Here is a 15,708-nt window from a genome sequence, read left to right on the forward strand (position 1 = left end):
TCATGGCTTGCGCGCAACAATGATCTGACTCTTCGGCATGAAATCACTCAAGGCCTGCCTCACCTGCTCCCCGTTCGGGCTATTCATCAGGAGTTTCCAGGTTTTTGCCCAGCTGTTCAGCAAGGGGTGCTGAGGATTGCTCAGGTCCACCTTGCAAACCCAGAAAAACAGCCACCAGACAGACCAGTAGAAAGCGTAGTATTCGTGCCGTTCGACGATCAGGCCGGCATCCGTGACCATTTTTTCAAACTGGTCGCGCTCGATGATACGGATGTGGTTCGGCTTTTCAAAATGCGACGCTGGCGCCACCTTCTTTTGCATGTGCTCTTGCACCGGATCCGGCACCGACAACAGGTAATGCGCACCCGCTTTGCCGACCCGGACCAGTTCGCTCAAGAACTGTGCAGGATCGTCGACGTGCTCAAGCACTTCCATGCAGATCACTTTGCTGGCGACACCGTCTTCCAGCAGCAATGGGTTGGCGTCGCCCACCAGGCCTTGCACTATCCGCGCCGGCGTATCCGCCAGGCGTTGCTTGGTAAACTCGACTTTGCCGGGATCGATGTCGGCCACGATGACATGAGCGCCGCGATGACCGCAAAACAAGGAACTGCCGCCATCGCCGCAACCGGCGTCAAGCACCACGTCCTCCGCGCTGATGACAAAGCCGCGGTACAGCTCATCGCTTTCCTGCAGATACCAGCCGCTCGACAGAGCGTCGCTTAAACCGACAGAAAAGGAATCGTAGACGGTCACCGGCGGTGCAGGTACCGGCGCAGCTTCAGCGACCGCCATTACCTGAACCGCTGCATCCTGCCTGGCGATGCCGAAAAGTCTTTTGATCATGTCTCGCATACTGTTTTTTGCTTCCATCGTTATGGTCTATGTCTGCAGCTGGAGCCGCGACTGCCCCATCCTGTCGGCGATTCTTTTGCCGCGCGCACGCAAGGGGGTCTCGATAAACCGGTAGTTGAGCTCGCTGAACAGCACCACCAGAACCGCCGCCGTGAGCGCCAGCCTGAGGTTATAGGTATGGTCAAAAATGGTGTCGGTGGGAGCGATCCAGAACCAGATCTGGCGGCTCATGAGATAAGCCGGCATGTGGGTCAGGTACAGCGCATATGAGCGGCTGCCGACCCACAGCAAGATGCGCTTCAGAAGATTGTCAGGCATCAGGTAATCCGCGTCATAAGATGCAAGCCACACCAGTACGATGGAAATCAGCGCGACAATTCCGACCCAAAAACGGAATTCCTGGTATTGCGGCGATCCTATCTTCGCCAGGCATGCCAACAGGATCACCAGCGGAATAAAACCTGCCCATTTCCAGCTTTTCAGAAACACCGGTTCCAGCCGGCGATAGCTGTCGCGCTTGCTCCAGATTGCCAGCAGCACCCCTAGCAGCAGGGCATCGGAGCGCACCAGCATCAAGAACAAGGATTGATGGCGGCTGGCAAAGAATTGCAGCACGACCAGCACGATCAGCACCAGCGACAACCGGCGGCGGCAAACGAACACCAGCAGCGGCAGCAGCAGATAAAACTGCTCTTCCAGCGACAGGCTCCAGTACGGCGTAGTCGGGCCAAGCTCATCATGGCCGAATTTCAGCATCACGCGGAAATTCATGTAATTCAACAGTCCCGCCAGGCTGCCCTCCAGATTCACCTGCAGGGAACTGAAGATGCCCGATTTCTTGAACGCCACTGTCGCCACCAGCAGCAGCGCCAGCCAGAGCCATGCGGTCGGCCACAAGCGCCAGGCGCGCCGGACCCAGAATTTGGCGGCGATAGCAAAAAACGATTCTCGGCTGTCGCTGCGATTCAAGCGCGGGATCAGGTCGCGGGCAATCACAAAGCCGGAAATGGCAAAGAACAGATCGACGCCATTCCAGAATCCGAAATGGGTATAGATGAACGCAAGAATCTCGCTTGGCTGTCCGAACAGATTGAAGCGCGTATGCTCGAACAAAACGAAAAGCACCGCGATTCCGCGCAACAGCTCGATGTCTTTGATTCGATGATTCATGTGCCATCGGCTCCGGTAGTTTATCGATGGTCCGGCTTGCGGGCGATGATCGCCTGGCTCTTGGGCATGACGCTGTCCAGCAACTGCTTGATCTTGGCTCCCTCGGGCATTGAAATCAATTGATACCAGGTGTTTGCCCATTCGTTGAGCAAAGGCGAATGCGGCGGCTTGATGTTGTCGCGCGTTGCTTCTCCGGCGCCGCCGGCGCCGGCTTCATCGGCCCGGTACAGGCACATCCACATCGCCCAGAAAAAACCGGAGGCATGCCGCTGCTCGATCTCCAGGCCGGCATCCGTCACCAGTTTGGCAAACGCTGCGCGCTCGAAAACATGGATATGGTTCGGCTTCTGGAAGTGCGACGGCGGCGCCAGCTGTTTCTGCAAGCCTTCGCCAACCGGGTCCGGCACTGTCAACAGATACAGCGCTCCCGGCTGGCCGACGCGCACCAGTTCGGCCAGCACTTGCGCCGGATCGTCGACATGCTCCAGCATTTCCATGGCCACAATACGGCTGACGCTGCCATCCGCCAGCGGCAGCGGCTGGGTGTCGCCGACCAGCGCCTGATAGCCGCGTGCCGGGCTATTCGCCACCTTGGACGATAGCTGCGCCACCTGAGCCGCATCGGTGTCCGAAAAAATGACATGCGCGCCGCAACGCGCGGCGAACAGGGTCGCCGCGCCCTCGCCGCAGCCGACATCGAGCACTACATCAGCGGGCGTGATCGGAAAGCCTTTCAGCAGCTCGCCGCTTTCCGTCTGAAACCAGCCGCTTTGCACGTTATCGATAAAGCCGCAGACGCGCGAGTCGACCACGCCTTCCGGCGACACCGGGGCCGGCAGCGCTTCTGGCTGATCTTCTTGCCGATCTTCTTGCTGATTCTTCGGTTCGACTGCCTTGGCTTTCGGAGGACGCAGCCAATCGCTAAGAAATTTCATCATGCAATAACCTTTTCCGTTGTATTGCCGATATCCCGCCTGTGCCTGGCGATGCGCTCAGAAAGAAAGGCATCCAGGCGCTGCTTCACCACAGCGCGTGAACAATGCTGCTGCAGGCTCTGCACCGCGTGCTCCGCCATTTGCCAGTATCTTTGCGGATCCTGTTTTGCGACCCGATAGCTCTCCTTGTAGGCGGCCAGCAGCGTGCCCCAGTCTATGCGGTAGCGCAAAGTACGATAGGCCTGGCGCGGGTCGTGCGGCCAGTGGCTGGGCTCCGTGCTGGAATCGAGCACGAAAGCATTGTCGCGATCGATATAGTCAGCCATCGCGGTATTCACCGGCGCGATAGCCGGCTTGCCGCAGGACATGAACTCCATCAGCGGCAGGCACTGGCCTTCGCCATGCGAGGTATTCAATACGTAGGTGGTGGCCGACACCAGTTTCTCGTAGTCGGCGTCGCTCAGGTAGCCATGGATCAGCAGGATGCGGCACTTGAACGGCGTCAGCTTGTAGACATTTTCCAGCACATTGTCGATGCCGATACGGACATCGTGGTGGGTCAGCTTCAATACCAGCGTGGCGTCCGCGGTATCGCGGAAGGCCCAGCAAAAGGCGCTGATCATGTCGTACCAGTTCTTGCGGCCGTCATAAGGATTGAAGACCGAGGTATACACCACGCCGGCGATATGCACCTTGGCCGGTTCGCGCCGGGCCAGCGCCGGCGGCCGCACCAGGTTCGGCTTGGGAAACCGCCGCTGCGGCACACTGTAGGGGGAAAGGTCGGCCGTACGGCTATCGATGACAGTGCCCTCAACCAGCAGGTCGACGCCGTCGGGATGACGGGCGATCGACAGTTTCTCGCGCAATGCGGAAAAGCGATCCCATACCGGCGCCGGGATCGACGCTACCGGAAATTGCGGCATCATCGCCCGCCGTACCGAATCCGCGGTAAATACCGAATGCGTGATGGCGCTGCCGACCTTGTCGAACACATAGCGCCAGTCATGGCGCGGTTCGCCAAACCAGACCTCGTTCGGCAGCGTGCTGAACTCCCAGGCGAACACGGGAATGGTCGGACAGGTCAGGCCGACCGCCGTTTTGTGCGGCGGCGAGAACGACAGGAATACGCAGGATTGACCGTGCGCGGCGGCGCTGCGGTAAATATCGTCCACTTCGCGCGCCGGATCGGTGACGGTAACGACAATGCCGAGCTGCTCCAGCACCGGACGAAATTCTTTCAGCACGAAGTAATAGCTGTATTCAGGCAAGCCGAGATTGGACGCAATCGTGCCGGAGTTGGTTTCGGAATAAATAATAATGATCATCTGGCGCCGGCTTTCAGATAAAGCCAAGAACGAAGGGGGCTGCGAGCGCAGCTTGTGGGAATCGCATCACGACTGCTCCTCCACCGCTTCTTGCTGAAAAAATCCACGCAGCTGTTCCTTGACTACCGCGCCTGCGCTGTACGACTGCATGCGCGCGATAGCGTGGCGGCTCATCGCCAGATATTTTTCCGGCTGCTGCTTGGCTATCTGGTAACTCTCCGCATAGCCGTTACAGATCGATTCCCAGTCCAGGCGGTAGCGCAAGGTGCGGAACAGGTCACGCGGGTCATGCGGCCAGACATTGTGTTCGAGGCTGGACTTGATGATGAAGGCAGCGCCATCGTCGATGTAGTCTTCCATCGCAGTATGCTTTGGCGCAATGACCGGCCTGCCGCAGCTCATGAATTCCATCAGCGGCAGGCACAAGCCTTCGCACAAGGAGGTATTGACGTAAAAACTGGTGGCGCCGATCAGTTCTTCATAGGTAGCGTCGTCGAGATAGGCATGCAAGGTCAGGACCCGGCATTTGAACGGCGCCAGCTGCGACAGCAAGGTCAGCAGTGTGTTGTGATACAGCGACAAATCGCGCTCGTTCATCTTCAGCACCAGCGTCACATCCTCGACTTCGCGGAAAGTCCAGCAGAACGCCGTCACCATGTCGAACCAGTTCTTGCGGCCATCCTTGGGGCTGAGGATAGAGGTATAGACCACCCCTTCCAGATCGACGCTCACTTCAGGTTCTTGCGGCTCCGGCGCAACGGCCGTAGCCGCCGCAACCGGCGTCGCCTGCTGCGGCGCTGGCTGGTGTCCCGACTGCGGCATTGGCGGAACCGTGCGGCTTTCGTAGCCGAGGACGGCGCGCGCAACGGTGTTGCCGCCGCGTCCACTGACGGCCACCGCGCGCGCCAGCCACAATGGCAACAGATCGCGCACCGCTTCCCGGTACCAGGTGAGCAAATGGCGTTTGCTTACCGCCAGGCGATAACGCAGATTCTTGGCCGGCGCCGCAGGTTCAGGCACAGGCGGCGGCGCCACCGGTTCCGGTACCGGTTCTGGCGCAGGTTCCGGCGGGACTGGCGCCGGCGCTTCATCCAGTTCATCGGACGCTTGCGGGAAAACGACATGCGCAATCAGGCCGTCAGCCGACAAACCCAGCAGGTGGCTATCGATCACGGTGCCGCGCACCTGCAGCCGGCTGTGGCCTGGCGGCAAGCTGGATCCAAAGCGCGCGCGCGGCGCGGCAAACTGTTCCCACAATGGCGCCGGCACCGCCAGCACCGGAAACCCCGCTCCCATCGCTTGCCGGACAATGCGCGCGGTATAGCTGGACAAGGTGATCGCCCTGCCGTGGCGGCCAAACACGATCCGCCAGTCGTTGCGCACATCGTCGTCCCAGAGTTCGTCGGGAATGTTGCTATATTCCCAGGCAAACACCGACACCGTCGGGCAGCGCAGGTCGATCAAGGTTTTATTAGGGGGGGAAAAGGAAAGGAAAACGCATTCTTCGCCACGCTCGCGGCAAGCGTCGAACAGCGGATCGACTTCGGTTTCCGGGTGCCGCACCACGGTCACCGTGCCGAGCTCCTGCAGCACCGTGCGAAAAGCTTTCAAGACAAAGTAGTAGCTGTACTCTGGTAAACCAAGGCTTTTGTTGATTGTACTTTCGCCAATATCCGAATACAGAATGAAATTCATCAAAATCGTACTTTTAATCGAATGTTAATCGCCCGAACTGCCGTCGCCCGCCGTCACCGTTTACCGCCTTGGCATCTTGCCGTTCCAGACTTGTCTCAGCCCCGTAGCCGGGGCCATTCTTTTTTATGCGAGGAGTAATGCGGCTGCAGTCCTAAGACCTGCGGTCCAAATAGTTTCCAGCCAAACACTCTCCTTCGGCGATGATACCTGATCCCGCGCGACGGTAGTCAAATCAGGCAGGGCTTTAGAGAGTGGCCCCTATTCTGCGGCAACCTGCAGACGCCCAGGTTTATTGCCCGGTTCATAGGGAAAAAGAGGCGCGGGGCCGGAAAACGGGGAGGAAGTTGCGCGGTGCAACGGGCGATATCGATGGCCGATATGCGCAGGCTGTTGCCGGCGCAAGGGAGATACCACTTGACGCCGGCAGCCGTCAGAGTTGCTGCCGCTGGTTGTAAGCGCGGCTGAAGGCGCGCTCAGCCGATCAGTTGGTCTGGGCGTCGTTACTTACCAGCCACACCCACGATGACGTCAGGTCGTCGCCGCGTGCCGACTTGGCATTGGTGCTGCTGGCGGAAGCCAGGGCGCGGCCGTAGATTTTCACGTTGTCGCGCCGGATCGATCTTTCCGTATTCAAGCGCGTGTGCTCGTCGCCCAGCACGATAATAGCCTGCAACATCGCCTGCAATTCATGCTGGTCGGCCAGGCTCTCCGCCACGCGCCGCCAGACGTCGGCCTTGGTCCAGCGCCGGAAGCGCATGTAGCTGGTTCTCCAGCGGCCGAATTCCGGCGCCAGGTTGCTCCATGAACCGGCTTTCAGCGCTACCCACAGCACCGCCTCCATGAACAGGCGATTGTCGCGGCCGCACATGCCAGAATCTCCCGGCCGCCCTACCAGCAAAGGCTCCAGTTTCTCCCATTGATCATCTCGAAGAACGCCATTAATTTTCTGCATCTATCTACTCTTTGATTGTTGAACTTGAATCAGGCAGCTTGATCTGCCTTTTGGCAAATCTTTTTCTTTTGGAAATCGCCGGATCACATTCAATCGGTTAACCCTGTCGCTATGCGCTCACCGATTTGTTAAGTTCGACGGCGGCATGCACACAAAGAGTAAAAGCAAGAGCCTTATGAAACCACTGAAAAATTAGATTTTTAACTATAGTTCACATAAATTAACGATATTTAACCCTAAAATTGGGTGAGATGCACATTCATCATTTCCAAAAGAAAACTAAATGATTTAACTATTTCTTTTGGATAATATTATTTGACGGCTGGCTTTTCAAGAAAAACAAGAGCGCCGTTTCACTATTCGACAATCTGAAGTTGACAATTCACTTTCCTGCAGGGGGCCCGCCAACCCTGAAAAAAGGGCAACGGGCTTTCCCCGCCTGCGGTCCATGTCTCAGGAGCGTCGCAGGGAGGCCAGGATCTGGACGATGTTATAGCGCATCATGCGCAGATAGGTCGGCGCCGGCCCGCCAGGCGCCGATAAGGCGTCGGCATACAGCTTGCCGCCCGGCGTCACGCCGGCATCGCGGCTGAGCTGCCGCAGCAGTTGCGGGTTGCTCATGTTTTCGAAAAATACCGCCTTGATGTCTTGCTGCCTGATTTGCCGGATCAGGGCAGCGATATCGCGTGCACTGGCGTCGCTGTCGGTCGAAATGCCCTGCGCCGCCAGGAAGCGAAGGCCGTAATGGGCAGCGAAGTATTCAAAGGCGTCGTGCGAGGTGATCACCGAGCGCTGCTGCTCGGAAAGCGCGGCGAACTGCGCCTGCGCCCAGCGCTCCAGGTCGGCCAGAGCATGCAGGTAACGCTCGCCGTTGGCCTGGTACTGGCTGCTGCCGGCCGGGTCCAGCTTGCTCAAGGCAGTCACAATGTTGCGGGTATAGATCATCACATTGGATGGATCCTGCCACGCGTGCGGATCGGGCCGCACTGCCGCATGCGCACCGATCCCCGGTCGCTGGCGGGCCGCCACGCCGGCGCTGGCGACCACCACGCTGCCGCGGTAGCCGGCAGCACCGGTCAGGCGCGCCATCCAGCCCTCGAAACCGAGGCCATTGACGACCACCAGTTTCGCCCTGGCGATCGCCTTGACATCGGCCGGCGTCGGCTCGAACACATGGGCATCCTGGTCAGGGCCAACCAGCGTCGATACCGCTATCCGCTCGCCGCCGACGGCGCCGACGATGTCGCCCAGGATGCTGAAGCTGGCGACCACCGGAATTTTTTCCGCCGCCAGGGCGCTGCTGCAAATCGCCAGCAAGGCCATCACTGCCAATCGACTTAAATTTTTCACGATAACTCCTGAAGATGGGAAATGGGAATGCAAGTTTCAAGCGCGCCGGCAAGGGTGCCGCCACAGGCGCGGCAGGCAGCCGCGCGGCGCAATCAGCAGCGACGCCAGATAGCAGGCGGCAGCGCACAGAATGATGGTCGGGCCGGACGGCGCGCCGCTGTAATAGGAAAGCAGCAGGCCGGCATACGCCGCCAGCGCCGCCTGCACGGCGCTGTTGAGCAGCTGCGCCGGCAAGGTGTCATGCCACAGACGGGCGGAGACCGCTGGCAGCATCATCAGTCCGACCGCCATCAGCGTGCCCAGGGTCTGGAACGACGCGACCAGGTTCATCACCACCAGCATCAGGAACAGATGCTGGAACAGGCCGCCGCGCGCACCGCTTGCGGCCAGGTAGGAGGGATCGAAGCTTTCCAGCAGCAGGCCGCGGTAAGCCAGCGCGCCCAGCATCAGGCTGAAGCTGCTGACGCCGGCCACCAGCAACAGCCCGCCGCGGTCCACGCCGAGCACATTGCCAAACAGGATATGCAGCAAATCCAGCTTGGAGCCGTTCATCGATATCAGCATCACCCCGAGCGCCAGCGCAATCAGGTAGATGGACGCCAGGCTGGCGTCTTCCTTCAGGCCGGTGCTGCGGCTGATGCGGGTCGCGACCGCAACCACGGTCACGCCTGCCAGGAAACCGCCGATGCTGAGCGCCGGCAAGGACAGGCCAAACAGAATGAAGCCGATCGCCACGCCCGGCAGCACTGCATGGCTGAGCGCGTCGCCGAACAGGCTCATGCGGCGCAAGGTCAGCAACACCCCCAGCGGCGCGCTGCTGAGCGCTAGCGCCAGGGTGCCGGCCAGGGCGCGGCGCATGAAGGCAAATTCGGCAAACGGCGCCCACGCCAGCTGCTGCGCCGTATGCAGCCATGTGTCCAGCCAGGACCACAGCATCATGCAGCCAGCTCCGGCCAGCGGTCGCCATTGCCCGCACTGCCGGCATCCGCCATATGCCTGGCGCGCTGCAGATTGGCGGCAGCCAGCACATCAGCGGTGTCACCCCAGGCCACCAGCTGCCGCGCCAGCAGCACCGCTTGCGGGAAATACCGGCGCACCTGCTCATGGTCATGCAGCACTGCCACCACGGTGCGCTGCTGTGCATGCCAGCCGCGGATCAACGCCAGCAGATCGTCGGTGGTCCTGGCGTCGACCGCGTTGAATGGTTCATCCAGCAGGATCACATCGGCGTCCTGCACCAGGATCCGTGCAAACAGCACCCGCTGCATCTGCCCGGCCGACAAACTGCCGATAGGACGCCGCTCGAAGCCCTGCAAGCCAACGGCCCGCAGCGCATCCTGCGCGCCTTCCGTCATCGCCGAGTTAAGGCCGCCCAGGCTGCCAAGGCGCTGCCAGTAGCCGAGGCAGACGCAATCCAGCACCGAGATCGGAAAACCGCGGTCGATCTCCGCCTGCTGCGGCAGATAGGCGATCAGCTTGCGCGGTACATGGATCTCTACCCGGCCGCTGTCGACCGGCACCAGGCCTAGCACGGCCTTCAGGAAAGTACTCTTGCCGGCGCCGTTTGGCCCCAGCACGGCAGTCAGCGAGGCTTGCGCCAAAACTCCGCTGACATGCTGCAACGCCGCTTGCCGGCGATAGGCGACGCTGACGTCGTGCAGCGCGATCACCGGCTTCATCGGAACTCTCCCGCCAAGGCCCACCACACGCCAAGCCACAGCAGCACGCAGGCCGGCAGCACCAGCAACAGCCGCAGCCATGCCGAGCGCGCCAATATGCTCAGGCGCCTGGCCGAGGCCGGATCCTGCCCCGTTTGCGCAGGCGCTTGATTCACAAGCGGCATCATGCTTGACTCCCGTCAGCGCTTCTTTGCCAGCCCGGAAACGGATCATCGAACTTGCGCCAGACAGCCATGCCGAGGCTGGTTTCGGCGGCATCCAGCAAGCAGGTCTGCAGCCTGCGGCGGATCGCTGTCTGATCCATGCCTTGTCCGATAAAGACGATTTCCTGATGGCGGTCGCCATACGGCTCGCTCCAGCCGGCCTTGATCTGCGCACGCGTGTGGGCATCCTGCGGCCAGCGCTCGGCCGGCACCGCCGCCCACCAGAAACCGACTGGCTCGTTTGTCATCAGCTTGCCGGCGCCCGACATGCTGGCCACCCACTCGGGCCGACTGGCCAGCCAGAAATAGCCCTTGCTGCGGATCACACCCGGCAACGGCGCCGCCAGGAAATCATGCAGACGCTGCGGATGAAACGGCTCCGGCGTCCGGTAGACAAAACTGCTGATGCCGTATTCCGCGCTTTCCGAACTGCCCCGCCCTTCCAGCTCCTGCGCCCAGCCAGGCATGGCGGCAGCCTGCTCTAGATCGAACAGGCCAGTGTCCAGGATGCTGTCCAGCGGGATGTTCGAATGCTGCGCATGAATCACCCGCGCATCCGGGTTGAGCGCCTTGATCACGCCCATGACCTTCTGCAGCTGGGCGGCGTCGACCAGGTCAATCTTGTTGAGCACGATGACATTGGCAAATTCGATCTGCTCGGTCAGCAGGTGCACCAGCCGCCGCTGGTCGCCCTCCCCTGCAGTCTCGCCGCGATCGGCCAGGAATTCGGCGCTGGAAAAATCCGCCAGCAGGTTGGCGGCGTCGACCACCGTCACCATGGTGTCGATGCGCGCCACATGGTTCAGGCTGTTGCCGTCTTCATCCACGAAATCGAAGGTGGCGGCGATCGGCATCGGCTCCGACACGCCGGTGGATTCGATCAGCAAGTAATCAAAGCGCCCCGCCGCCGCCAGCTGCCGCACCTCTTGCAGCAGGTCGTCACGCAAGGTGCAGCAGATGCAGCCGTTCGACATCTCCACCAGCTTTTCTTCGGTACGCGAAAGCGCCGCGCCAGCGGCCGCGCTGCCGTCGCGCACCAGCTCGGCATCGATATTGACCTCACTCATGTCATTCACGATCACCGCTACCCGTTTGCCTTCGCGATTGCGCAATATGTGATTCAGCAAGGTGGTCTTGCCGGCGCCAAGGAAACCGGACAAGACGGTGACAGGAAATTTTTTTAACTGGTTCATAGCGATCTCTGGAGTTGAACGGTGGTTGGAATGCCGGCCGCACGCGCGCGGCGCCGGCCGGCTTCAGCTTGATGTTTTCCGGCATAGGCGCTGCCTCAAATGCAAATGCAACACAGTTGCATATCGAGATTGTAATGCAACTGTGTTGCATTTGCACGAGACACGTCGAAACCATCGATTTGAGGAGGCCGCCGCTAATGGGAAAACCGAGAGGACCGGGAAGCCGTCCAGAACTGGACGGCCGGAATGTGAAGCAAATGCAGCGCCGCTACGCGCCCGAGATCAAGTACTCAGACGCGCGGCGGCAATATATATCAGTGCAGGAACCGGCCCGATTTCGCCACCATGGTCAGGTCAACGAACTCCGAACCGTTGTGGCTGCCAGGACTAAAGGTGATGAAATAACCGCCGGCATCGTAATGACTGATGGTTTCCAGCGCCCGGATCAGGCTGTCGCGCGACAGGTTGCTGCCGGCGCGGCGCAGCCCCTCGACAAATACCTTGGCGGCGATAAAACCTTCCATGCTGACGTAGTCCCATTGCCTCTTGCCGTCCTGCAGATAGTATTTGCGGTACTCCTTGACGATGGCATGCGTCTCGTCCCATGGCGCCGGCATCACCTGGGAGATCTGGACTCCGCTGGCATCCTTGCCGAGCGCGCTCACCAGCTGCTGGCTGCCGACGAAAGATATGTTCCAGAACGAAGGCGGACTGCCGGCCGCGATCATGGCCTTGATGAAGGCGGCGCTGGAATTGTAGGCGGACACCATGATCACCGTCTGCGGCTTGCTGGCGCGGATCTTGGCGACGGCGTCGCTGACATCGACGCTGTTGCGCTCGACCGTGCCGAGCCCGGCCACTTCGATGCCGCGCTTCTTCAAGGCGCGCGTGACGCCTTCCAGGCCAGCCTTGCCGTAGGCGTCATTCTGATAAAAAACCGCAATCCGTTTCAGCGACAAGGTGGTGATCTGCTGCACGATCTTCTCGGTCTCGGCAAAGTAGCTAGCGCGGATATTGAAGATGTTGCGGTTGAACGGCTCGCGCAGCGATTGCGCGCCGGTGAACGGCGCGAAGAACGGCAGCTTGGCCTTGCTGACCGCCGGAATCGAGGCATTCGAGGTGGGCGTGCCGACATAGCCGAACAGCGCCAGCACCTCATCCTGTTCGATGAACTGTTTAGTGTTGGCTGCAGCACGCTCCGGCTCGTAGCCGTCGTCCAGGGTTTTCAGGATGATCTTGCGGCCATACACGCCGCCGCTGGCATTGACCTGATCAAAATAAGCCTGGGCGCCGTCATGCATGCCCTTGCCCAGTTCTTTGGCGGGGCCGGAAAACGCCGCCGACTGCCCCAGGGTAATGGCGCTGGCGGTGACGCCAGTCTCTGCCTGAGCGGCGATGGCCGCCAGCAGCAGGGATGAGAGGGCAAGTAGTTTGTTGAAGCGCATGGGAATCCGATCCTTCACAGGGATTGAGTTGATAGAAATTGCAAGGCCCTGCCGATGTTAGCGCTACCCAAAAACCACGTAAGCCGACGTCCGTGATTGCGCGGTGCCGGGCTCTGCTTGGTGAGACGAAATGAGCGTGAGACCAGGAGATGAAAACCGCCGATGTGCTTGCACACCGGAACCTGGATCAGCAAAAACAAGCTTGCAGTTTGTTGCGGTGCAGAAAATTGCGCTAAGTAAAACGCAAAGCGGGTAATGCTGTCAAGCAAGCAGGGCACAATTCCCGTTATAAATCGCAGCATTCGCTCTCGCTATATTTCTTTGGGAATAGCGAAGGCAAGCTGCCCAAGTTGCTTATCTAACCCACATCCTTATTTATTTCTCCCAGGCATATTCGTGCCAGCAAACCCTCTTCTTGTTTTGTAACCGCTGTCATATCGACAGTCATCAATGGTTATAATGAGAATCATTATTGGTAATGGCGTTTGTATGAGACTTTGCGACTTGATCCCGTTTACACCAGCAGTCATTGAACATGTAGAAGATGTCTTGACGGCCGACCCTATCGCCAAACGTTTGCGCGAGCTGGGCTTCGTCAACGGCGAAGCGGTCAGCGTGGTGGCGCGCGGCCCGGTCGGCGCCGATCCGCTGATGATACAAATCGGCTTCACCCGTTTCGCCCTGCGTCGCGCCGAAGCGCACCGGGTGCATGTCAACCTGGCTTCCTGAATCAAGCAACATGTCCAGCACCTCTTCTTTGCGCATCGCCCTGGTCGGCAATCCCAATTGCGGCAAGACCGCCCTCTTCAACCAGTTGACCGGCAGCCGCCAGAAGGTCGCCAATTACGCCGGCGTTACGGTCGAACGCAAGGAAGGCCGCTTCACCGCGCCTTCCGGGCGCGTATTCCAGCTGCTCGACCTGCCGGGCGCCTACAGCCTAGAGGCGACCAGTCCGGATGAAATGATCACGCGCAAGGTCTGCCTCGGCCAGATGCCGGGCGAAGCATTGCCCGACCTGGTGGTGTGCGTGGCGGATGCCACCAACCTGCGCCTGCACTTGCGCTTCGTGCTGGAAGTGAAACGGCTCGGCCGGCCGATGGTGCTGGCGCTGAACATGATGGACGCCGCCCGCAAGCGCGGCATCGCCATCGACCGCGAAGAACTGGAACGCCGCCTCGGCATTCCGGTGATCGAGACGGTGGCAGTGCGCAGCGGCGGTGCGCGCGACCTGATCCGGCATATCGACCAGGCCGGCGCGCCGGCTGTGGCGAGCGGGACAGTCGACGACGACCTGCATGCGCAGGTGCGCGCGATGCTGGCGGCCGCCGTCACCATGCCGCGCAACACATCGATGATCGACGACGCCATCGACCGCTGGGTCCTGCATCCGGTGATCGGACTGGCGCTGCTGGCGGCCATCATGTTCTTCATTTTCCAGGCCGTGTTTTCCTGGGCGCAGCCGCTGATGGAAGCCATCCAGGCCGGCGTCGCCGCCGTCGGCGCCTGGGTCGCCGCGGCGATGCCGGAAAGTCTGCTGCGCAGCCTGATCAGCGACGGCATCTTCGGCGGCCTCGGCACCGTGCTGGTGTTCCTGCCGCAGATCCTGATCCTGTTTTTCTTTATCCTGGTGCTGGAAGAATCCGGCTACCTGCCGCGCGCAGCCTTCCTGCTGGACCGCATGATGTTCAAGGCCGGCCTCACCGGCCGCTCCTTCATCCCGCTGCTGTCGAGCTTTGCCTGCGCGATTCCCGGCATCATGGCCACGCGCAGCATCCAGGATCCGCGCGACCGCTTGACCACCATCCTGGTGGCGCCGCTGATGACCTGCTCGGCGCGCCTGCCGGTATATACCCTGCTGATCGCAGCCTTCATTCCCAACAGCAGCGTGTGGGGCCTGTTCAACATGCAAGGGATAGTGCTGTTCGTGCTGTACGTGGCCGGCATCGCCAGCGCGCTGGCCGTCTCCTGGATCATCAAGCGCGTGCGCAAGGACAAGAGTGAACATGCGCTGCTGATGGAGCTGCCCTCCTATCGCCTGCCGGGCGCCCGCAATATCGCCATCGGTCTGTGGGAACGTGCGCTGATTTTCTTGCGCCGGGTCACCACCATCATCCTGTCGCTGACGGTGCTGCTGTGGTTTCTGTCGACCTTCCCCGGCCCGCCACCGGGCGCAAGCTTGCCGGCCATCGACTACAGCCTGGCCGGCCGCATCGGCCACCTGCTGGAATACGTATTTGCGCCGATCGGTTTCAACTGGCAGATCTGCATCGCACTGGTGCCCGGCATGGCAGCGCGTGAAGTCGCCGTATCGGCGCTGGGCACGGTGTATGCCATGTCCGGCAGCGAAGATGCGATCGCATCCCAGCTCGGGCAGGTGATCGCGCATCAATGGTCGCTGGCGACTGCATTGTCGCTGCTGGCCTGGTATGTGTTTGCTCCGCAATGCATGTCGACGCTGGCAGTGATGCGGCGCGAAACCAATTCCTGGAAAGTGGTCGCCGCCGCCACTGCCTACCTGTTTGGCCTGGCCTACCTGGCCGCATTCCTGACCTATCAAATCACAAGGCTGCTGACATGACACCCTTTCTGATTGCCCAGGCTCTGGTCATCGGCCTGGCGGTAATCGCCAGCCTGATCTACGCCTGCCGCCGCCTGATGCCGGCGACCAGCCAGCGCCTGCAGGAAAAACTAGCGGCCTCGCTAAGCCAGTCGTCGCGCCCAGCCCTTCTGCGCAAACTCGGCGGACAACTGCAACCGACAACCGCAGCGGGCGGCTGCGGCAGCGGGTGCGGTTCGTGTTCCACCGGCTGCGGGACAAGCTCACCAACAACAGAAGAACAACCGGTCAAATTCCGCGAACGTCCTAGCGAATAAAGTGAACGCCGCATCAGCGACTGCCGCGAAAA

Annotated in this window: 15 protein-coding genes; 3 read left to right on the forward strand and 12 right to left on the reverse strand. The window is 60.6% G+C overall.

Going from position 1 to position 15,708, the window contains the following annotated elements; all coding sequences use genetic code 11:
- The 12 genes from VNZ65_RS13895 to VNZ65_RS13950 form a co-directional block, all read right to left on the reverse strand.
- Entirely contained in the window at positions 1-846 is an 846-nt protein-coding gene (locus VNZ65_RS13895; RefSeq protein WP_325669954.1) for a class I SAM-dependent methyltransferase, read from the reverse strand.
- Positions 847-882: 36 nt separating this feature from the next.
- Entirely contained in the window at positions 883-2,025 is a 1,143-nt protein-coding gene (locus tag VNZ65_RS13900; protein ID WP_325669956.1) for an acyltransferase, read from the reverse strand.
- A gap of 20 nt (positions 2,026-2,045) precedes the next feature.
- Positions 2,046-2,963: a class I SAM-dependent methyltransferase gene (locus VNZ65_RS13905; RefSeq protein ID WP_325669958.1), complete on the reverse strand. Its 918-nt coding sequence runs from the start codon at positions 2,961-2,963 to the stop codon at positions 2,046-2,048.
- The gene (locus tag VNZ65_RS13910) at positions 2,960-4,285 is read right to left on the reverse strand and encodes a glycosyltransferase (RefSeq protein WP_325669960.1); all 1,326 of its coding nucleotides are present in this window, start codon (positions 4,283-4,285) and stop codon (positions 2,960-2,962) included. The genes VNZ65_RS13905 and VNZ65_RS13910 overlap by 4 nt, the downstream gene beginning before the upstream one ends.
- A gap of 66 nt (positions 4,286-4,351) precedes the next feature.
- The gene (locus VNZ65_RS13915; protein ID WP_325669962.1) at positions 4,352-5,980 is read right to left on the reverse strand and encodes a glycosyltransferase; all 1,629 of its coding nucleotides are present in this window, start codon (positions 5,978-5,980) and stop codon (positions 4,352-4,354) included.
- 481 nt (positions 5,981-6,461) lie between these two features.
- Positions 6,462-6,932 carry a transposase gene (locus VNZ65_RS13920; protein ID WP_325669964.1) on the reverse strand — a complete coding sequence of 157 codons (471 nt, stop codon included), beginning with the start codon at positions 6,930-6,932 and terminating at the stop codon, positions 6,462-6,464.
- Between the two features lie 453 nt (positions 6,933-7,385).
- A complete protein-coding gene (locus VNZ65_RS13925; RefSeq protein ID WP_325670006.1) occupies positions 7,386-8,255 on the reverse strand; it encodes a metal ABC transporter solute-binding protein, Zn/Mn family in 870 nt (289 codons plus the stop codon).
- A 63-nt stretch (positions 8,256-8,318) separates the two neighbouring features.
- Positions 8,319-9,221 carry a metal ABC transporter permease gene (locus VNZ65_RS13930; protein WP_325669966.1) on the reverse strand — a complete coding sequence of 301 codons (903 nt, stop codon included), beginning with the start codon at positions 9,219-9,221 and terminating at the stop codon, positions 8,319-8,321.
- Entirely contained in the window at positions 9,218-9,961 is a 744-nt protein-coding gene (locus VNZ65_RS13935) for a metal ABC transporter ATP-binding protein (protein ID WP_325669968.1), read from the reverse strand. Before VNZ65_RS13935 ends, VNZ65_RS13930 begins: the two co-directional genes overlap by 4 nt.
- A complete protein-coding gene (locus tag VNZ65_RS13940; protein ID WP_325669970.1) occupies positions 9,958-10,128 on the reverse strand; it encodes a hypothetical protein in 171 nt (56 codons plus the stop codon). The genes VNZ65_RS13935 and VNZ65_RS13940 overlap by 4 nt, the downstream gene beginning before the upstream one ends.
- Entirely contained in the window at positions 10,125-11,357 is a 1,233-nt protein-coding gene (zigA, locus tag VNZ65_RS13945) for a zinc metallochaperone GTPase ZigA (protein WP_325669972.1), read from the reverse strand. Before zigA ends, VNZ65_RS13940 begins: the two co-directional genes overlap by 4 nt.
- A gap of 314 nt (positions 11,358-11,671) precedes the next feature.
- The gene (locus VNZ65_RS13950) at positions 11,672-12,802 is read right to left on the reverse strand and encodes an ABC transporter substrate-binding protein (RefSeq protein WP_325669974.1); all 1,131 of its coding nucleotides are present in this window, start codon (positions 12,800-12,802) and stop codon (positions 11,672-11,674) included.
- 549 nt (positions 12,803-13,351) lie between these two features.
- Between VNZ65_RS13950 and VNZ65_RS13955 the strand changes: the two genes are divergently transcribed.
- From VNZ65_RS13955 to VNZ65_RS13965, 3 genes are read left to right on the forward strand one after another with little or no spacing between them, the layout of a single operon-like run.
- Positions 13,352-13,531, forward strand: a complete 180-nt coding sequence (locus VNZ65_RS13955; RefSeq protein ID WP_325669976.1) for a FeoA family protein — start codon at positions 13,352-13,354, stop codon at positions 13,529-13,531.
- 10 nt (positions 13,532-13,541) lie between these two features.
- Positions 13,542-15,380 carry a ferrous iron transporter B gene (gene feoB, locus VNZ65_RS13960; RefSeq protein ID WP_325669978.1) on the forward strand — a complete coding sequence of 613 codons (1,839 nt, stop codon included), beginning with the start codon at positions 13,542-13,544 and terminating at the stop codon, positions 15,378-15,380.
- Complete coding sequence (locus VNZ65_RS13965) at positions 15,377-15,676, forward strand: DUF6587 family protein (protein WP_325669980.1); 300 nt, start codon at positions 15,377-15,379, stop codon at positions 15,674-15,676. Before feoB ends, VNZ65_RS13965 begins: the two co-directional genes overlap by 4 nt.
- Positions 15,677-15,708 lie beyond the last annotated feature (32 nt).

The sequence above is a fragment of the Collimonas sp. genome, from assembly GCF_035566555.1.
Classification (GTDB): domain Bacteria; phylum Pseudomonadota; class Gammaproteobacteria; order Burkholderiales; family Burkholderiaceae_D; genus Collimonas.